This window comes from Ruegeria sp. ANG-R (assembly GCF_000813985.1).
Classification (GTDB): Bacteria; Pseudomonadota; Alphaproteobacteria; order Rhodobacterales; family Rhodobacteraceae; genus Ruegeria.
This window is the reverse complement of sequence record NZ_JWLJ01000015.1, coordinates 1-19,628: the sequence shown is the minus strand read 5'-3', so window position 1 is coordinate 19,628 and position 19,628 is coordinate 1. Positions and strand designations below refer to the sequence as shown.

At 54.5% G+C, this 19,628-nt stretch carries 11 protein-coding genes, 3 pseudogenes and 1 other annotated feature; of the genes and pseudogenes, 8 read left to right on the top strand and 6 right to left on the bottom strand.

What is annotated here, in order from left to right; genetic code table 11:
* Positions 1 to 9 precede the first annotated feature (9 nt).
* From RA27_RS21910 to RA27_RS23355, 3 genes are all read left to right on the top strand, one after another.
* Positions 10 to 5,178, top strand: coding sequence for an autotransporter outer membrane beta-barrel domain-containing protein (locus RA27_RS21910; protein WP_039544040.1), 5,169 nt, complete (start codon positions 10 to 12; stop codon positions 5,176 to 5,178).
* A 30-nt stretch (positions 5,179 to 5,208) separates the two neighbouring features.
* On the top strand, positions 5,209 to 5,727 hold the full coding sequence (locus tag RA27_RS23875; protein ID WP_082025232.1) for an invasion associated locus B family protein: 519 nt from the start codon (positions 5,209 to 5,211) through the stop codon (positions 5,725 to 5,727).
* A gap of 449 nt (positions 5,728 to 6,176) precedes the next feature.
* Positions 6,177 to 7,424 carry an autoinducer binding domain-containing protein gene (locus RA27_RS23355; protein ID WP_082025231.1) on the top strand — a complete coding sequence of 416 codons (1,248 nt, stop codon included), beginning with the start codon at positions 6,177 to 6,179 and terminating at the stop codon, positions 7,422 to 7,424.
* Positions 7,425 to 7,584: 160 nt separating this feature from the next.
* Here the strand turns inward: RA27_RS23355 and RA27_RS21895 are convergent, their stop codons facing one another.
* Positions 7,585 to 8,316 (bottom strand): hypothetical protein, encoded by a 732-nt coding sequence (locus RA27_RS21895; RefSeq protein WP_039544037.1) that lies wholly within the window; start codon positions 8,314 to 8,316, stop codon positions 7,585 to 7,587.
* 238 nt (positions 8,317 to 8,554) lie between these two features.
* Positions 8,555 to 9,615 (bottom strand): annotated as a pseudogene (locus RA27_RS21890) (IS3 family transposase); the annotation flags it as partial.
* Positions 9,212 to 9,328, bottom strand: a sequence feature (AL1L pseudoknot). It overlaps the preceding pseudogene by 117 nt.
* A gap of 351 nt (positions 9,616 to 9,966) precedes the next feature.
* On the opposite strand from RA27_RS21890, the gene RA27_RS21880 reads away from it, so the two are divergent.
* Together RA27_RS21880 and RA27_RS21875 are read left to right on the top strand one after the other, a co-directional pair.
* Positions 9,967 to 11,262, top strand: a complete 1,296-nt coding sequence (locus RA27_RS21880) for a sulfite oxidase (RefSeq protein ID WP_039544034.1) — start codon at positions 9,967 to 9,969, stop codon at positions 11,260 to 11,262.
* A gap of 55 nt (positions 11,263 to 11,317) precedes the next feature.
* Positions 11,318 to 12,031 (top strand): cytochrome c family protein, encoded by a 714-nt coding sequence (locus RA27_RS21875; RefSeq protein ID WP_039544030.1) that lies wholly within the window; start codon positions 11,318 to 11,320, stop codon positions 12,029 to 12,031.
* Positions 12,032 to 12,212: 181 nt separating this feature from the next.
* On the opposite strand, the gene RA27_RS21870 is transcribed toward RA27_RS21875, so the two are convergent.
* The 4 genes and pseudogenes from RA27_RS21870 to RA27_RS21855 all read right to left on the bottom strand — a co-directional run bounded on the left by RA27_RS21870 (position 12,213) and on the right by RA27_RS21855 (position 15,734).
* Entirely contained in the window at positions 12,213 to 12,953 is a 741-nt protein-coding gene (locus tag RA27_RS21870; RefSeq protein ID WP_039544028.1) for a hypothetical protein, read from the bottom strand.
* Entirely contained in the window at positions 12,950 to 13,540 is a 591-nt protein-coding gene (locus RA27_RS21865; protein ID WP_241484131.1) for an RNA polymerase sigma factor, read from the bottom strand. Before RA27_RS21865 ends, RA27_RS21870 begins: the two co-directional genes overlap by 4 nt.
* Before the next feature lie 400 nt (positions 13,541 to 13,940).
* Positions 13,941 to 14,865: pseudogene (locus RA27_RS21860) on the bottom strand (transposase); the annotation flags it as partial.
* 13 nt (positions 14,866 to 14,878) lie between these two features.
* Positions 14,879 to 15,734 (bottom strand): annotated as a pseudogene (locus tag RA27_RS21855) (site-specific integrase).
* Between the two features lie 447 nt (positions 15,735 to 16,181).
* On the opposite strand from RA27_RS21855, the gene RA27_RS21850 reads away from it, so the two are divergent.
* The 3 genes from RA27_RS21850 to RA27_RS21835 all read left to right on the top strand — a co-directional run bounded on the left by RA27_RS21850 (position 16,182) and on the right by RA27_RS21835 (position 18,762).
* Positions 16,182 to 16,817, top strand: a complete 636-nt coding sequence (locus RA27_RS21850; protein ID WP_039544026.1) for a lysophospholipid acyltransferase family protein — start codon at positions 16,182 to 16,184, stop codon at positions 16,815 to 16,817.
* Positions 16,814 to 17,761: a phosphatidate cytidylyltransferase gene (locus RA27_RS21845; RefSeq protein WP_039544023.1), complete on the top strand. Its 948-nt coding sequence runs from the start codon at positions 16,814 to 16,816 to the stop codon at positions 17,759 to 17,761. The genes RA27_RS21850 and RA27_RS21845 overlap by 4 nt, the downstream gene beginning before the upstream one ends.
* A 356-nt stretch (positions 17,762 to 18,117) precedes the next feature.
* A complete protein-coding gene (locus RA27_RS21835) occupies positions 18,118 to 18,762 on the top strand; it encodes a CDP-alcohol phosphatidyltransferase family protein (protein WP_039544020.1) in 645 nt (214 codons plus the stop codon).
* Positions 18,763 to 19,628 lie beyond the last annotated feature (866 nt).

Genomic DNA, 19,628 nt, shown 5'->3' with positions numbered 1-19,628 from the left:
GCGGGTGTTTTGAACGTCACCGGGGAGATCAGCGGAATCAGTGATGCCACGGTTTCGTCTGGTGCGACGCTGACCGCAGGTGGGAATATCACCTTCACCGGTGGTGATGACAGTTTCACGGTTGCCGGGACCGTTGACGGGGCTTCAACGATCAACCTTGGCGCTGGCAACGACACGTTTACGTTCCAGGACGGAGCCAGCGTCAGTGCCGTCGTTGACGGTGACGCTGGGGATGACACGCTAACGGCAGACATCGCCAACGCTGCTACGCTTGCCCAGGTAAACAACTTTGAGACGCTGACGAAGAGAGGAGCCGGGACACTAAATGTCACAGGTGACTCTGACTTCTCGACGGTCGAGGTGGATGCGGGTGTTTTGAACATCACCGGAGGCCTCATCGACGTCGATCTCGCCGAGGTTTCATCCGGGGCAACGCTTGACGTTGGCGGTGGTATCACCTTTGCGGACAATGCGAATACGACACTGACGGTTGCCGGGACCCTGAACAATGGGGCAGGGTCTCAGACAGCGCTCACGGGTTCTAGCGGTGCAAACACCGTTAATGTCACAGGCACATTGTTTGCCACTGGGGATCTTGGTGACGGCGCGGACACGCTGGACGTGTCGGGCACTTTGGATACGGGCGCAGGTGAGCTGACGCTTGGGCTGGGAGATGACATCTTCTCAATCACGGACGGTACAATTGTCAGAGGAACCGTGGATGGGGGCGCTGGCGCCGACACGTTCAATACAAATATCAATGGCGTCGCAACGGTTGGGGCTGTTAAAGGCTTCGAGACACTGACGAAGACAGGGGCCGGGACGCTGAACGTCACCGGGCCGGATGCGTCCGACTTCGCGACGGTCAATGTGAACGCGGGCACACTGGATGTTGCGAGTGGTGGTGCGATTTCAGGTGTGAACACTGCATCGGTTGGAACAGGTGCGGCGATTGACCTGGATGGCGGTTTTACCTTCACAACAGGTAACGACAGTTTTGATGTTGCCGGCACGTTGACAGGGTCAGGGACGTTCAACCTGGATGCAGGCAATGACACATTGACGCTTCGGGATGGCGCTGATCTGTCTGGCCTGACCACCGCAATCGACGGTGGTGCAGATACCGATACAGTCGTTGTCGATGCCGCCGGCGATCTGACCCTTGACGGATCAAACCTTACAGACTTTGAAGAGCTGCAAAAAAACAATACCGGTGAACTGACCCTGACTGGCAATCAGGGATATTCGGCAGGTATCACGCTGAATGGCGGCGAGCTGACGGTTGCCGGGACCCTGAACAATGGGGCAGGGTCTCAGACAGCGCTCACGGGTTCTAGCGGTGCAAACACCGTTAATGTCACAGGCACATTGTTTGCCACTGGGGATCTTGGCGACGGCGCGGACACGCTGAACGTGTCGGGCATCTTGGATACGGGCGCAGATGATCTGACGCTTGGCCTGGGTGATGACACCTTCTCGATCACGGACGGCACAGTTGTCAGAGGAACCGTGGATGGGGGCGCTGGCGCCGATACGTTCAATACAAATATCAATGGCGTCGCAACGGTTGGGGCTGTTAAAGGCTTCGAAACACTGACGAAGGCAGGGATTGGGACGCTGAACGTCACCGGGCCGGATGCGTCCGACTTCGCGACGGTCAATGTGAACGCGGGCACACTGGATGTTGCGAGTGGTGGTGCGATTTCAGGTGTGAACACTGCATCAGTTGGAACAGACGCGGAAATTGATCTGGATGGCGGTTTTTCCTTCACAACCGGCGACGACAGTTTTGATGTTGCCGGCACGTTGACAGGGTCAGGGACGTTCAACCTGGATGCAGGCAATGACACATTGACGCTTCGGGATGGCGCTGATCTGTCTGGCCTGACCACCGCAATCGACGGTGGTGCAGATACCGATACAGTCGTTGTCGATGCCGCCGGCGATCTGACCCTTGATGATTCAAACCTTACAGACTTTGAAGCGCTGCAGAAGGACAATACCGGTGAACTGACCCTGACTGGCAATCAGGGATATTCGGAAGGTATCGCGCTGAATGGCGGTGAGCTGACGGTTGCCGGAACACTGGGTACGGCAGAAGTTTCAGCGGAAGATGGCACGACACTGACGGTTGAAGGGACCCTGAACAATGGGGCGGGGTCTCAGACCGAGTTCACTGATTTTAATGGTGCAAACACCGTTAATGTCACAGGCACATTGTTTGCCACTGGGGATCTTGGCGACGGCGCGGACACGCTGGACGTGTCGGGCACCTTGGATACCGGCGCAGGCGAGCTGACGCTTGGACTGGGTGATGACACCTTCTCGATCACGGACGGCACAGTTGTCAGAGGAACCGTGGATGGGGGCGTTGGCGCCGATACGTTCAATACAAATATCAATGGCGTCGCAACGGTTGGGGCTGTTGAAGGCTTCGAGACACTGACGAAGACCGGGACTGGGACGCTGAACGTCGCGGGAGCATCCGATTTCTCGACTGTCAATGTGAACGCAGGTCTATTGAACGCGACAGGCGGGCTCAGCGGAATCAACGCGGCCACGGTTTTGTCGGGTGCGACGCTGACCGCAGGTGGGAATATCACCTTCACCGGTGGTGATGACAGTTTCACGGTTGCCGGGACCGTTGACGGGGCTTCAACGATAAACCTCGGGGGCGGCAACGACACGTTTACGTTCCAGGACGGAGCCAGCGTCAGTGCCGTCGTCGACGGTGACGCTGGGGATGACACGTTAACGGCAGACATCGCCAACGCTGCCACGCTTGCCCAGGTCAACAACTTCGAGACGCTGACGAAGAGAGGAGCGGGTACGCTGAGCGTCACGGGAACGTCCGACTTCGCGACAGTCGAGGTGGATGAAGGCACGCTGGATGTTGAGACTGGTGGTGCGATTTCAGGTGTGAACGCTGCATCGGTTGGAACAGGTGCCACGATTGATTTGGATGACGGTTTTACCTTCACAACCGGTAACGACGGTTTTGATGTTGCCGGCAGGTTGACAGGTTCGGGGACGTTCGATCTGGATACAGGCAATGACACATTGACGCTTCGGGATGGCGCTGATCTGTCTGGCCTGACCACCGCAATCGACGGTGGTGCAGATACCGATACAGTCATTGTCGATGCCACCGGCGATCTGACTCTTGACGAATCAAACCTTACGAACTTTGAAGCGCTGCAGAAGAACAATTCCGGTGAACTGACCCTGACAGGCGATCAGGAATATTCGGAAGGTATCGCGCTGAATGGCGGTGAGCTGACGGTCGACACCGGAGGCAACGTAAGTACTTCAGGAGTAGCTTTAGCAGATAGCACCATATTGCGGGTCAGAGGTATTCTGCAAAACGGGACAACTACGCTTACTGGAAGCCCGGGCTCAAACACCGTCATTGTTGATGCAACGGGGACATTGATGGCGATGGGTGACCTAGGTGCTGGAACTGATCTACTGGATGTGGCCGGTTCTCTGGATACCGGGTTGGGCAGCCTGTCATTGGGCCTGGATGACGACACGTTCACTATCTATGACAGTACCATGCTCACCGGACTCATTGATGGAGGGGAAGGTGTAGATACCGTCAACGCTAACATTGACATCGCATCCGACGTGAACACTACAGCCAACTTTGAAGTGTTAAATAAAAATGGCGCTGGCGTCCTCAATTTATCGGGCTCCGCGACCACGGGGTTCACGACGGTGAACGTGAACAACGGCATCCTCAATAGCTCCAATGCTTTTGAGATTGGTGGTGATCTCAACGTCTTGGCGGAGGGAACGTTCCGCAATCAGGCACTGGGAGCAACAACTTTAAGTATTCTGGGTGACATTCGCAATGCAGGTGCAATTGATCTGCAGGATGGCGCCGCCGGCGATAGGATTGTGGTGTCGGGAGACTACACAGGCGGTGGAACACTTCTTCTCGATGTGAATCTGGCTGACGGAACAGCAGACACATTGGACATAACTGGCGCGGTATCCTCTGGCACCACGACGATTTTTGTCAACGATCTGACGCCAGGAACCGCAAACACCTCAGATATTGTTATTGTCGATGTGGCGGGAACGACTTCGGCGGGCGACTTTCAGCTTGCAGGTGGAGAGTTGGTCTCCGGTGCGTTTACATATGTGTTGAATTTAATCGGGTCACAATGGGTTCTTCAACTTGAAATTCTGCCCCAAAACTTCCTTTACGAAGCTTATCCGAGAAACCTTCAGGCGCTAAATCAACTATCTAGTCACCGCGAACGCGGACAGAACAGATCTTGGCTGTTTAAGGATGAGCTTGATTCTCGACCAACCGGTGTTTGGATGCGCATTGGTGGTAGCGTGAACGATCTAAGCCCTAGCTTCTCGACCTTTGAGCAAAATTCCGGGGCCGAAATCGATTATGATATCAACACCGCTAAATACGAAGTAGGGTTGGATACACGCCTAGCCGATTCCGCAGCAGGTCAACTTGTTGGAGGCGCCTGGCTATTCTACGGTAACTCCTCGCTTTCCGGAGCCTCTGCTCTCGCTAACGGTGATATCGATACGGACGCCTTCGGTGTCGGAGCAAGCCTAACTTGGTATAGTAATTCAAAGTTTTACGCTGATGCTCAGTTTCAATACGCTGCGTTTGATAGCGATTTATCAACGGAGGCAGATACGCTTACGTCCAACAACAAAGGTTCTGGTCGTGCATGGTCGCTTGAAGTCGGCCGTCCATTTTCGCTGAACAACAGCGTCTCCATCACTCCAGAACTGCAATATGTTTATTCCGATGTGGATTTTGATACGTTCACTACCGATAGTGGCGAGACCGTTTCGCTGCAAGATGGCAGCAGTTCCGAGGTTAAGTTGGGTGCGACATTTGAGTACAATTCCGGCTTAGGTCAAACGCAATCAAATCAAACGGTTAATCGGTTCTTTGTCAGTACCAATGTATACCATCAGTTTGATACAACTACTGAGGTAGATTCCACTGGGACGAGTTTGGTCAATGAAGTGCGCCCATGGCGAGGCGAACTTGGTATCGGGGGTTCTCGAGAGTGGATCGGGAAAAATGGTGCACGGTCGGCTCTATTCGGAGAACTATCGGTTGGATCGGAATTTGGATCGAGTTTCTCTTCGGGCCGGTCTTTAAGCGGAAACTTAGGCTTTCGGGTTGAATTCTAACCGTGATCGAACTGGACAGGTAGAAACATAATGCGTTTAACATGTATTCTTATATCGCTTGTGGTCGGATTGACGTTCCAAGTAAGGGCGACAGCCGCACAGGAACCTACATCTGTGATTGAAACGTATGGGAGTTGGACATTTCAGTGCAGAACTTCGCAACCTGAAAATAATGAGGCCCTCTCAAAAAACTGCCAGGTTTCCCAAGAACAAAGTCAGACGGACACCGGAAATAGGATTGTAGTGATCGCTTTCACGCGAGAGGCCGGCGGAGAGACTGGCATGACAATTGTTTCCCCCTTTGGTCTGCAGCTTTCAGAGGGAATATCACTGACCAAAGAGGAAGAAATTGTTGGCGAGTTTGAATTTTTGACATGCGTGCCACAGGGTTGCTTGGTGGAAACCGCCTTAACAACTGATCAGGTTGAAATTTTGCAGAACCAAAATCCATTCAATATCAATATGAGAACGGTTGGCGGGCAAGACCTGTTAATAGTTGTAGAGACAAATGGCCTTAGCGCCGCTCTGGAGAGACTGAACCAATATTGACGCAAGACACCTCTGCGCCCAGTCGCGTTGAAATCAGACAAAGCCAGACGCGAAACGATGTGAAATCGATGATACTCTGAAAGTTTCCATGAGCACACCTTATCGCGCGGCGACTAGCCAGATATTAAGAAATCTGTTGTAGCATCGCTCGATGAAATTTCACGGGCGAAACTGTGAGTGACCCATGCTGACCAATTCCTTCCACGATCTATGTACCGGGGGCACCAGCAGCACATCTCGCACGCTTAAGGTTGCTCCGATACCCTCCCCGTCTTAACTCAGACGTTACGTTAGGCCGGTGGTTGCCAAACCTGAGCCGATTGGCTGCGTTATTCTAGATCGAGAACGAGAGAAACCTGCGGGGTCAGGACAGCGGCCCAAAGGGTTCCGCGCTTCCGAACTATTGAAAGAAGGAGAATTGTCAGGATTAGCGTACAAACAACGTGGGCATGCTTAGTTGCAGCGCAGCTCGGCCTACTGCAACGTACGCGCATTCGGCTTTTTATGGCAATCCGCCGCCACAATTCACCGGCATCACGCCACAATCAATCCATTATCAAGTGATTGTTATTTCACGTTATAATAATGTGAAAATGAGAGGTTTAACGTGTCAAAAATCGAAGCAATTGTTCTCGGATTACAGTGCGTACCCACGCCCGCAAAATCATGGAATCGATTGCCCGATGGAAGCTCGAAATCTTGAACTGGAAGATGACAAATACGGCACAAGCACAACTGAGTGCCTAGTGGAAATATGTGAAGAGCATGGATTTGATCACGCTTCATTCATTCATGTTGACCGGGAGCGGAACCTGATTGCCGGGTTCTCGACACTACCCGAAGAATGGAAAGAAGTATATGTTCGCGAACGCCTTTGGGATGTCGATCCAGTCATCAAGTTCGGATGCCAAATGATCAGACCGTTTTGCTGGTCAGAGCTACAAGTAGATGTAAAGACCCGAGCTTTCTTTGAACGCGCAAGCAGGGCAGGGCTAGGTGAACACGGATTAACTGTTCCAACGGTTGGGCCTTTTGGAGAGAAAGGGATGTTAAGTGTTGCGGGGCGGATGAATGAAACACTTTGGAAAAAGTTGATTGTGAAAGCGAAACCAAAGCTCCAGCGGCAGTCACAACTTTTGCATCTGTCTACCCTGCCTAAAGTGTCTCGAAACCCCTTAATCCAAAAGGATGCGCTTTCAAGTGAAGAGCTAAGTGTTCTAAAATACGTGGCGGCAGGAATGGAAAGCTCCCAAATCGCGCTCTATATGGGAAAAACTTCTCAATCAATTCGAATTTTTCAAGATTCCATGCTCACAAAGCTCAGGTGCAGAACGCTTTCTCAGGCAATAGCACAAAGCATTAAACAAGGTATCATCAGTCCAAGTGTTTGCTTTGGAGAGCCCATCTCTGAAATAGTATGTAGTTCTACGGGCAGCCTCCTCGGATCAATCGTTCGGTTGAGCGATCAAAAACCACAGGTGCTTAAAGCTCAAGTCTCATTTCAATATCCATCACATGTCCTATGTGAATTTACTCCGCCAATGGGAATCTCTGAGTTGGCCAAAGAGCTTGAATTAGATCTACCAGTTCTTTTGTCTTCGTTGGGGCTGGGGAAAGATCAGCTTGTGCACATCAGATCGGTGGAATCAATTGACTCGACGGACGAGCACTTGAAAGGTTGGAACACGTATCACTAAGGATTTGATTATTAGGGATTTGTTACAGAATTAATCTCTATATTGTTGAGTTTCCTGCGCGGGCTTATTGCTGACGGCCATGATATTGGATGCCCATTTTCCTGTGCAATTTCACCGTTGGGTTGTGGGGTTTCTTCATGACACTGCAATTCACCGAACTCTACTTCGATTGATCACCAATGCCAGCTGGTTCACCGGGATCGAACAGGGATTCGGCTGGTTCGTAAAGTTCAAATGAAAAGTCACCGTAGTGGCGCGTCTGCGCCCCTCTGAACACATGCACTTTCTTGCCGTTCTGTCTCAGCAAGTGGCAGAATGCGAAGTCTTCCCCAAGATATTCTCCTTTTGGGGTCTTCCCCCAATAAAAATATTCCCGAAGCTCCTGCCCTGAGAACGTGACCTTATCAACCGGTACCGTCAAAAGCTCCTGAATATCAATTTTAAAAATCGCAGTGCCAATCAGGTCGACTTCAGAGACTTCCCCTTGATCAGCGTCAGGGAGATGGTTCGGGACGGCCGTTCTGCGTATCGCCTCACCAAGTCCAATCTTCCCGTTAACTGTGTAGAGGTCCGGATCATACACCCTCTTCGCATAGCTCGCAGCTATGAAAGGTTCCGGCCGCTCAACCATGTCGGCAATTTTCCCGGCAGAAAACGCCATATCATCATCGATCATCAGCAATGTTGTGTATTGTTTTCGAATAGCTTCGAGACAGAGGCGATTGCGGATTACCGCTACATTGCTTCCTGTTATGATGCGGTGATTTACTTTGTGGCCTCTGTCTCGCAATTCAATCGCAAGCGCTAACACGGATTGCATATGTCGCCAGTGTACCATTCCACGTCCCGATGGCGTGGCAATATATACGGATAGTTTCTTGGCTTTGCTCATGTTTCTCAAGATTTTATTGGAGGTGTTAAGGATGCACCGAAGTCGAATAAGGTGCGCTCCACTAAGGCGATTTTGTCGATAAAGGCAAGAGTCGTGTGGATTGGGTGGTCTCGGTAGTGTATCGTGCTCTTCGTCGGTGCGAGAACTACCGCCACGAGGTCAAACCCGCATTGGAAGTGACCGTGCGGGATCTTAGTCTCGTATTAACCAACCATAGTGAAGCCGTCACCGCCAAACGTATGACCTCGGCTTTGAACAGCCCAATGATGGTCTCTGCCAGGGCGTTATCATAGCTGTCGCCGACACTGCCGACCGAAGGCTCGATCCCGGCTTCAGCCAGGCGCTCGGTATAGCGGATCGACACATACTGGCTGCCCCGGTCGCTATGATGGATCAGACCACCGGACGGTCGCCGCTCACAGAGCGCCTGTTCCATGGCATCGAGCACGAACTGGGTCTGTGGGGATCGCGACGCTCGCCAGCCGACGATCCGGTTGGCGAAGGTTTCGATCACGAAGGCCACATAGACGAAGCCCTGCCAAGTCGAGACATAGGTGAAGTCGCTGACCTAGAGCGTGTTCGGTGCGCGGGCCCGGAACTGCCGGTTCACCTTGTCGCGCGGGCATGGCAGGGCCTTGTCCGGTCGCGTTGTTTTCTGGACCTTGCCACGAACAACACCTTGAATGCCGAGCTCACGCATCAGACGCTCCACCGTGCAGCGGGCGACATCGAAACCCTCCCTGCGCATCTGGTGCCAGACCTTGCGCACCCCGTAGACCTTGAAGTTCTGATCCCAGACGCGTTGCACCTCAGGGCACAACACGATATCCTGCTTGGCCCGATCCGATGCCAGCACAGGATCACGCTCTATGGCTTTGTGCTCGTAGAAGGTCGAAGGGGCGATCGGCAAAACCCGGCAGATCGGCTCGACCCCATACTCGGCCCGGTGATCGTTGATGAACCCGATCATCGTTTCAGTGGGCGGTCGAGCTCCGCCTGGGCAAAATACGCGCTGGCCTTCTTGAGGATCTCGTTCGCCTGGCGCAGTTCCCGCACCTCGCGTTCCAGTTCCTTGATCCTGGCCCGTTCCTCCGACGTCACGCCATCACGGCGGCCGGTGTCGGTTTCCTCCTGCTGAACCCAACGCCGCAACGTGTCCCGGCCACAGCCGATCTTCGGCGCAATCGCCTTAATCGCCGCCGCTTGGTTCGCGTAGTTGCTTTGATTGTCGAAAACCATCCACACGGCCCTTGCCCGTGTCTCAGGTGAATAGCGGTTCGCTCTGTTGTCCTTTTCCATGGTTCCAATCCTTCCTCGATTTGGAGCCTCCGGAAAACCCGGCGCGGTTCAAACTGACGTTTGTTCACAGAGCGACGGATTCAACGAATGCGCCCAGAGTAACTGATGCTGCGGTCAGCATTAATGTCTGAGAAGCGCACTACTCTGCCTTTGTTAGAATGTGGTATAATGAAAGCTCAAACAGTGTTTGCGTTCCTCTCAATCCGTTCTCTTTCAGTGTTGGCATAGGAAAATCCGCGCAGGCATAGTGAAAGGTATAAAAAGCTCGGAATAATCCGCCGCCCCCACACGTCTCTCTAGCAAACGACGGTGTGCGACGACGCACTGCACCAGTAGCTAAGGGAGGAAAACATGGCACTTGATGACGACAAGAAACGCTCGGTTCAGGAGTTTTTCACGGAGAATCCTGAGAAAGCGGACAAGGAATTTTTCGGACGGGTTGCCAACCCGGACCGGCGCGGGTTTCTGAAACGCACTGGCCTCGCGACGATGGTCGCAATGGTCGGTACGTCGATTCCGTTCCACCGCAACATGCCGATCGGTTTTGTGCCCGCCGCGATGGCGCAAGAGAATGTTCTGGTCGGCAAAGACGGGCTGACCTTGCTCAACGACCGCCCGGTCAATGCAGAGACGCCACCGGAATTTCTAGACGATGCCATCACACCCACCAGCCGCCACTTCATCCGCAACAACGGCATTCCACCGGAGGATGTCGATCCGGCCACCTGGACGCTTACCATTGACGGTTTCGTCGACAATCCGATGGAAATGACTATTGCGGATATGCGCGAGCAGTTCGAGGTCGTGACGCTGGCGCTGACGCTGGAATGCGGCGGTAATGGGCGCGGCTTCTTCAACCCGCCTGCCAAAGGCAACCAATGGACCTATGGTGCTGTCGCTTGCTCTGAGTGGACCGGCGTGCGCTTGAAGGACGTACTTGAAAAAGCAGGCGTCCAGTCGAACGTGGTTTATACCGCGCACTACGGCGCAGACGGGCACCTGTCGGGTGATCCGGACAAGCTGCCAATCTCGCGCGGCATTCCAATCGCGAAAGCCATGACAGACAACATCCTGATCGCGTTCGAGATGAATGGCGATGCGCTGCACCCGATGAATGGTGCTCCGTTGCGACTGGTGGTGCCGGGTTGGCCTGCCTCGACCGCCCAGAAGTGGTTGAAGCGGATCGAGTTGCGCGACCAGGTGCATGACGGCCCGAAGATGACAGGAACGGCCTATCGCGTTCCGGCCTTTCCAGTGTCAGCGGGGCAGGACGTTCCTAAGGAAGATTTCGTGATCATCGAGCGGATGCCGGTAAAATCGCTGGTGACGTTCCCTGCCAATGGTGCAGACACAGGAATGGAAACCGAGGTGCGCGGCCACGCGTGGTCGGGCGATCGCACCGTCAGCAAGGTCGAAATTTCAACCGATTTCGGCTCAACATGGATGGTCGCTGAACTGGACGCGCCGGTCAATGACGGAGCTTGGCAGAATTGGCGGGCGAATGTCTCTTTCCCAAAGGTGGGTTATTACGAGGTCTGGGCTCGTGCCACCGACAGCGAAGGCACGATGCAGCCCTTTGCCATCGACTGGAACCCGAAAGGCTACCTGAACAACACTATGCACCGCGTGGGCGTTCGCGCAAGTTGACCAATACCGGGGCGGCTTGAAGCCGCCCCTCAACACTTCCAACTGGAGTAACCTTATGTGCTTCGCAACTCTGCGAAATCTATCTCTTTTTGCACTCGGCTTCGGCCTTACCTCGCCCGCCTATGCTGATCTTGACGCGGCTCTCGCTGTAGCAGACGCATCCAAGGGGGAGCGCGTCTTCAAGAAATGTGGCGCTTGCCACACCGTCGAACAAGGCGGCAAGAACAAGGTCGGCCCCAACCTCTACGGCACCGTTGGCGGGTCGGTTGCCACCGCTGACGGCTTCAGGTATTCAAGCGCTCTGGCCGAATACGGGGGCGAGTGGACCCTTGAGCGTCTCGACGCGTTTCTGACGAAACCCAAGTCCGGAGTCAAACGCACCAAGATGAACTTCGCCGGGCTCAAGAAAGAAGAAGATCGCGCGAACCTGATCGCCTACCTGAACACGTTCTCCGATACCTCCTTGATCTTCGGTGCGACTGAGGCAGCAGCCGCGGCGACAGTAGCGGAGAAGGAAGACTACGAATTCGGCGTCCTGTTCGATGCGCCAGGGGTAGAAACAACATTCTACGCCTGCACCGCCTGCCACTCTGAAATGATCGTCGCCCAGCAGGGGTTAAACCGCGACAAATGGGACGAGATGCTCGAGTGGATGGTCGAGGAACAAGGCATGTCCGAGATCGAGGAACCGTATCGGACGGAAATCCTCGATTACCTGGCGGCCCATTACAACACGGACCGACCGAACTTCCCTCAACCTCTCAATTGACAGATGGGACGGATGGCGTCAGCAGCTCTTGATTCACGTGATGCCCTAATATTCCCGATTCGGCCTCGAATAGGTCGGGTTTCGGGAAGCCGATGCGTTAATAAATTAGTATCGGTAATTCCGTTTGGCAGATCAATCCGGACCGTGCTTTAGCCGGTCCTGTCGCGCGCAGCATCAACTGTCAGCCGACGCAACGCGTTGCGTTCGTGGTCGCTTCGGCCAAAGACGCCATCATCTGTTCACTGGCTTGCTGACGGCTCGTAACCTTCAGATACGCTGCTATAGCGTCGAATTTATCTAGATCCATGCCGGTTGCGACGATCATGTGCCACATATTGTTCGTTGTGGACCATTCTGCCACCTGCATTCCTGTCGAAGGGTCCTGTTCACCCGGAGCAAACGTCCCGCGGAAGTAAGTCAGACGACACCCATTGCGGCCCGCATAGTGGGTCACATGCCCGTCATTCACGGCTTTCATGGCGACGGCCGTCAAATTCGCACTAGCAAGATCGGGGGCATTTATATTCTGCCCAGTTGCAACCGCCCGCGTGTTTCCCGTCTCAACAGCGAATGATTGCGCCGCATAATCTGCGTGGATATCGAAGGCCGACGGTGTCTCGAAAAACTGGGGACCAACTGCAATGGCCAAAGCAATTGCTGCCGCAACCGCCCCGCCAATAAGCCTCCTTGTGGGTCGCGTGATCTGGTTCGCTGGCGCTTCTTGCTGCATAGATGAAATCTGTTGAGTATCCGGACGCAGGGCGCCGAGGCTCGCCGAGACGCTCGAAACCTCCCTCAAGGCCTCTTCGAGCAACGGTTCCGACGATATCCGCGCCTTCAGGGCTCGGCGCTCCGTATCGCCCAACTCGCCGTCATTATAGGCGTTGATCAGTTCCCAGTCTTTCTCGTTCAACTCGTTCATCTTCTGCTATTCTCAATTTCATCGCGAGTGCCCTTCCCCTCGACCAAGTCCAAGAGGGCTTTCCTCGCGCGACTGATCCGGCTCATGACCGTCCCGTTAGCCACATTCATCACCTTTGCCGCTTCGGCGTACTTCAATCCCATTATGTCTACAAGACACAGAACTTCGCGCATGTCCGGCGGCAGTTTTTCGAAGGCCATGCGAATTAGGATATCCCGCGCCGCGTCCGATGTGCCTGCTTCATCATAGAGACGTTTCTCTGCCGCCAAATATTCCCGCCGCACACGTCTTTTTCTGAGTTCGTCATAATGCAGGTTGCGGATTACCCGAAACATCCACGGTCTCAGTTCATCAAGCACAGTCGGGCGTTTGTCGGTTCTCAGTGCCCGCTCGATGGAGTCTTGCACCAAGTCCTCAGCATCGTCGGAAGACGCGCAAATGGCAGTAGCATAGGCCCGGAACTCCGGTAGAAGCATTTCAATTTGTGTAAGCGACGCCATGTATGCACTGTGGTTCAATTTGAGGGTTTGGTCAAAAGCGGAGACAGATTCTAGCAACATGTGCCGGATTTCGAAAACCGCATTCAATTATTGACTCAATGATTTGAAAGGCTCGGTTACGAAATGACGTCTACTGATTAAGGTAGGTAGTTCTGGGGTGTCCAATGACGTGAAAGGCGCAAGGCGGACGTTCAAACCACAATCACCATAGGCAGCTTAGTCCGCTTCTATCGCGTTCGACGACGATGCAGCAAAAGAGCAGAGTAGCGTAAACCCGTCGTTCGTGCTCTCTACAGCTAAGGAGTCAAAAGATGAAGGTTTTTCGACGCGGGCCATGGTGCGCGGTCTCGGTTGTGCATGTGTGTGGCCCGCGTTGATAAACCTCTCAGGGAAGAAGCCGCGGGGGTCGGGCGTCACCTATGGGGAAAGGTCGTTTCGGCTGACTTTTTTGACGGTGATGTACGCGATGGTGTTGGGGGTGCAGGCTTAAGAACCGGCGGATAAACTCGTGCGTGTCGAGCCGCATGACCTTCATCCGGTCCCAGGACTTGATGCGATAATCGTTCCAGCGGAAGGAAACGGAGTTGGCATTGGCGCTGACAAGGCGGCTGTTCGAGATCGCGACGCGATGGGTGTATCGGCTGAGATAGGCCAAGACCGCCTCGGGTCCGCCGAACGGCGGCTTGGCATAGTCCACCCATTCGGTTTTGCGCAGCGGTGTGAGGTAAGCAGTGAAGGCATCTGCATCGGCCAGTCCGGCAAGACCATTGAAGAAGGTGAGCCGCCCGGCGCGGTGCAAGTTGACCAGGCCCTCAAGGAACAGCCGCCGAAACAGACACAACAGCACCCGCGCATGCAGGAAGAACCCTGGTTTGCAGCCAATCCAACGGGTGCCGTCCAGCGAGAGCCCGCCACCTGGGACGATCATGTGGATGTGGGGATGGTACGTCATTGCCGATCCCCAGGTGTGCAACACGCTGGTCGTACCTACGCGAACGCTGAGGCGCTTGGGATCGGCGGCGATGGTCATCACCGTTTCCGCCGATGCGCGGAACAGCAGCCCATAGATCGCCCGGCCCGTTTGTTCCAGTAGGCGATGCGGGCAATCTCGGCCGGCAGCGTGAACACCACGTGGAAATACTCCACGGGCAGTAGGTCGTCTGCACGCGCCGCCATCCAGTCGCGCGCTGCCGGTCCCTTGCGTTTGGGACAATGCCAGTTCTTGCAGCTGTTGTATGCAAATGCTGGTGCCCACACTTGGTACAGGCGGCGACATGTCCGCCGAGCGCCTCTGTCCGGCAGGCCTCGATCGCTGACATGACCTTGAGCTGGCTCAGGCTGACATGCCCGGCATTGGCCCGCCGGTTGGCGGGGCCATGAGAGTCCGCAACCTCCAGCGCGTGCCGAGGCACGCTGCCGCTCCGCTCAGGTCACATCCCGCATGTGCTCAAACGGGCTGGCGCCATTGCGCAGCGTTTTGGTGGCGACGTGGGTGTATCGCGCCGTGGTCGTAAGTTTGGCGTGACCGAGGAGCACCTGGATCACGCGGACGTCTGTGTCGGCTTCAAGCAGATGCGTGGCAATGCTGTGCCGGAGCGAGTGCAGCGTCGCGGGCTTCTTGATCCCGGCCATCGCCTTTGCCGAATTAGACGCCCGGTTCAGAGAACGCGGCGACTAGGGTTCGACCCGGCTCTGCCCAGGAAACAGCCAACCCTGTGGGCGCGCCTCGCGCCAATAGTCGCGAAGGAACTCCAGCAAAGACGGTGACAGCATCACTTCGCGATCCTTGCCGCCTTTGCCGCGCTCGACATGGATCAGCACCCGGTCGCTGTCGATATCCCGAACCGTCAAATTGGTAACCTCGGAAGCACGCAGCCCCGTAGCCGACGCCCAACGCCACCCGGTATTTGAGGCCTGGACCCGGTGCCGAGGCTAAAACCGCAGAGACCTCCTCGAAGCTTAGCACAATCGGCAGCTTCCGCGGTTCGGCCCGGAACTGGATATACTTCGTCATATCCTCCCGATCGCAGGTCATGCCGAAGAAGAACCTGAGCACGGCGACGCGGGCGTTGTGGACCGAAGGTGTGACCTCGGTATCAGTCATATGAAGCTAATAGACGCGCAACTCGTCCGGTGTCGCCGTGTCCGGCGAGCGTCCCAGAAAAGCTGTGAAATCCTTCAGCGCCCGAATATGCGCCTTCTGCGTCGTCTCCGCCAACCCGCGAATACGCATATCTTCGATCATCCGCGCACGCAGCGGGCTCATCTTCTCCTGTGTCATGGGAACCTCCTGCCCGATTGAGAAACCTCAATCGTCAAGCAGGCCGTTCATATCACAAAACCCAAGCCGTTGGGGCGGCTCGCGATGCCAGCCACGCGCGCCGTTGCCGCGGTAGCGGCTTAGTCCAAGAGCCCATCTTTTCGCTGCGCGTGCTCATAACACAGATTGTGCCGCACAGGCACCATCTTGAACACGGCAGTGCAGCGTAAAGAGCGGCCATTCATGCCGAGCACAGCGAAATATCGTCAGGCCGTGAGCGAGACGTGGGCTTTGCTGCCGCTATTCTTTGCAGACCTAAGGTCTGTTTAGGACAGTGCACGCCTGCCGCCAAAGAACTCCACTAGCTGTAATGGACCGGGAGCTTATCAAATCATTGATTTTGCTCCTAAAGTCAGGATAATGGATTTGAAGTAGACGTCAGCAAGTTCTGAGGAAAACACAGGCACCATGCAGTTCTTTGCCGATACAGTAGGTCACGCAATCGTTTTGTTTGCTCGCCTAGTAACCGCAGTTAGGGCGATATGGGATGGCGTGGAGCCCGTGCCAGACAAGCGTGTGTATTTTGCGAACCACACCAGCAATGGCGATTTCGTGTTAATCTGGGCAGTCCTTCCCCCAAAAATACGTCGGCGGACCCGTCCGGTAGCTGGGAGTGACTATTGGCTAAAGTCAAAACTGAAATCGTTCATCGGCCGAGACGTGTTCAATGCAGTGCTAATAGATCGCAATTCCGATACCCGTACCAACGATCCGATCGCCCAAATGGCCGAAGCGCTGGACGATGGCAACTCGTTGATCTTGTTCCCGGAAGGCACGCGCAATATGAGCGAAGAGCCGCTGTTGTCCTTCAAAACCGGTCTATTCCATTTGGCGAAGCAGCGTCCAGATGTCGATCTGGTGCCGGTTTGGGTCGAAAACCTTAATCACGTGATGCCCAAAGGCGAGATATTGCCAATTCCGTTAGTCTGTACCGTGCGCTTTGGCGAAGCCGTTCGGCTGCACACAAACGAGAGTAAAGACGCGTTTCTGCAGCGAAGCTATGCCGCTCTAGTCGCTTTGAAAGACACCGGAGACGTCGCATGAGCGCACCCTTTGAGTTTATCTTACTTTTGGGCGGCGTGTTTTGCGTCTTGCTCCTCGCGTCTTTTGTAGCTTCCATGCTGAAAAAACGCGTCGGGCCAGACCAACCCAATCCCGTGATCGAAAACCTTGTGGCGCGCATTAATGCGTGGTGGGCCATGGCGGCACTTCTTGCAGTTGCGATGCTCTTCGGGCGAGCAGGCACAATCATCCTGTTTGGCCTGTTATCCTTCGCCGCGATGCGAGAGTTCCTGACACTGACCGCCAAATCCCGAGCGGATCACTATTCTCTGGCCATCGCATTTTTTGTCGTTCTGCCCTTTCAATACTATCTGGTTTGGATCGCATGGTATGGCCTCTATTCGATATTCATTCCAGTTTATGCGTTCTTGTTCCTACCGATCATTTCCGCGTGTCGGGGCGAGACCCAGAACTTTCTGACCCGCGTGTCGGAGACCCAGTGGGGACTGATGATATGCGTCTTCGCAGCCAGTCACGTACCGGCGCTTCTGACACTTCAGATCCCCGGCTATGAGGGCAAACCGATCCTTTTGATTGCCTTCCTAGTCGTCGTCGTGCAGGGATCGGATGTTCTACAATACATCTTCGGCAAGCTTTTTGGCCGTAGCAAGATCTCGCCTGCACTGTCACCCTCAAAAACCTGGGAGGGTTTCCTTGGCGGCGTTCTGTCAGCCAGCATCCTCGGTGCGTTACTTTGGTGGATGACACCTTTTGCCCTATGGCAGGCTTTTCTCGTCTCGCTGTTGATCGCCATCATGGGGTTCTTCGGTGGCCTTGTGATGTCGGCCATCAAGCGCGACAAAGGCGTCAAGGATTGGGGGCACCTGATCGCCGGGCATGGCGGTTTCATCGACCGGCTCGATTCAGTTATGTTCTCAGCGCCGATATTCTTTCACGTCGTGCGCTATTTCTGGTCGACCGTATGAGCCTTCTTCAAAAAAAGCCATTCATGGGCATGGAGGCGGCTTGCTGATGGGGAATTGGGCTTTATTTGCAAGCCGTGCTCATGAGATGCCTCCACCGTTGACAGCTGGTTTGGTCCGGGCGACCTTGACCACCGCGACAACGCTCATTCTTAAACAGGTGATCGAGGATATCTTTTGTCGGACCCGTAATGTGGCAAGATTGGTTCTGCCGCCTCTCGTAGCGTTTTTGATTTCCTTGGCTCTGCTGACCGCGATCCAAGCTTTGGCTGGCATACCCACAATACGTGCCACAAAAGCCGTTCCTCTCACCGTATCGAAATTCTGTGCGTTCTCCTATGCGTTTACAATGAGTCGCCATGTCTGAACGTCGCCCGATTGCCAGCCGTCATACAAAACTCGCTGTGCGTGTCGCCTGGGCGCTGGCGGAACGTGGTGTGGCACCAAACCTCATCTCACAGTGCTCCATGGTGTTTGCCGCGCTGGCCGGTTTGGCCTTCTGGTTCTCTGGGATGACGGAAGGTTTCTTGTCCGTCATTTGTCTTCTTGGCGCGGCACTGGGATGTCAGCTTCGGCTATTGTGCAACCTTTTTGATGGTATGGTTGCGGTAGAGGGTAAACGCGGAGCAGCGGATGGACCGTTTTGGAATGAAGCGCCAGACCGGGTTGCTGACACATTCATCATGGTTGGGCTTGGATTGGGAGCGGGACACCTTTCCCTGGGTTGGGCTGCTGCCGCCTTGGCTATCGCAACAGCTTATGTGCGCGAACTGGGCAGCGCTCAAGGACAAAGCGCTGATTTCAGGGGGCCTATGGCCAAGCCGCAGCGGATGGCCGTCACTACCGCTTCTGCGGTTCTTTCGACCGTCATACCGGCAATATTCGGATGGTCGCTTCTTTATCTCGCCTTGTGGATCATTGTGCTGGGGTCGTCGATTACGGTACTTCGCAGGAGTTACGGGCTTGTAGGATTCCTGAGAGCAGCTTCGAAGGGCACCGAATAGCCGTCCGATTCTCGCGCTTTTTTTGTCTGTATCGCTGCCATATCAAGAGCCGGCCTTTCGGACCCCACGTCTTTTGGTAGAAATTCGCAAGTTCAACATTTTATCTACAAAGTAGGTTACGACAGCGGAATGTTCGCGAGCAATAGATGGAGCTAGGGTAGATCCGCATATCTATCGGCGAACGTTGAAACGTCCGACGGACACCGCGCTGCGCGACAAGATAAAGGAGGCGGCGACACCTTCTACACAAGTGAGAAGGTTGGAAACTCAACTGGAAGAAGCTGTATCAGCTCTACTGCAAAGAAGGGTTTACTGTTCGTGAACGGGCGATCATCCACTGCGCTGCCGATTGCGAACTCTGCAAGGGCCGTACCAGCAATGGCCTCTCGACTTCGTGCCAAACACGCTGGAAGACGAGCGTAGGTTTAGGTTTCTAAATGCCATCGACGACATCAGTCGGGTATGATCGGTTGATTTGATACACGAAACGGGGGCTGAGATGCCCCCGTTTTTTAAGAGTTGTACGCCCGGTTGGCTACGTGAAGCGGCTTGAGAGCATAAATCGCTGGGCGCGAGATTATCGGCGTTTCTGGCTCAGTTTGTTTGGGACTGTAAATCGATATGGGATCGCATGAGTTGCGACTGGGCTCTGACAAATTGAGACAGGCGCACGTTGCTGAGACTGGGATTATTGGCTTGAGAACGGGGGCGTTCCGTTACAGCGACAATCCCGCCATCCGCATTTGCTCTGCCAGTTCGCGGGCCCGCGCGGGTTCAAGCTGCCCGCTCAGGAAGCGTTTGATCTCGGCAGGTTTACATTGCTGCTATCGTAGAGTGCCAGGATTGGGTCATATTTGTCTGATTTT

Excerpts from the sequence above, each read along its gene's own strand:
- RA27_RS23875 (WP_082025232.1), top strand. The coding sequence starts at position 5,209 with ATGCGTTTAACATGTATTCTTATATCGCTTGTGGTCGGATTGACGTTC.
- RA27_RS23355 (WP_082025231.1), top strand. The coding sequence starts at position 6,177 with ATGCTTAGTTGCAGCGCAGCTCGGCCTACTGCAACGTACGCGCATTCG.
- RA27_RS21895 (WP_039544037.1), bottom strand. The coding sequence starts at position 8,316 with ATGAGCAAAGCCAAGAAACTATCCGTATATATTGCCACGCCATCGGGA.
- RA27_RS21880 (WP_039544034.1), top strand. The coding sequence starts at position 9,967 with ATGGCACTTGATGACGACAAGAAACGCTCGGTTCAGGAGTTTTTCACG.
- RA27_RS21875 (WP_039544030.1), top strand. The coding sequence starts at position 11,318 with ATGTGCTTCGCAACTCTGCGAAATCTATCTCTTTTTGCACTCGGCTTC.
- RA27_RS21870 (WP_039544028.1), bottom strand. The coding sequence starts at position 12,953 with ATGAACGAGTTGAACGAGAAAGACTGGGAACTGATCAACGCCTATAAT.
- RA27_RS21850 (WP_039544026.1), top strand. The coding sequence starts at position 16,182 with ATGCAGTTCTTTGCCGATACAGTAGGTCACGCAATCGTTTTGTTTGCT.
- RA27_RS21845 (WP_039544023.1), top strand. The coding sequence starts at position 16,814 with ATGAGCGCACCCTTTGAGTTTATCTTACTTTTGGGCGGCGTGTTTTGC.
- RA27_RS21835 (WP_039544020.1), top strand. The coding sequence starts at position 18,118 with ATGTCTGAACGTCGCCCGATTGCCAGCCGTCATACAAAACTCGCTGTG.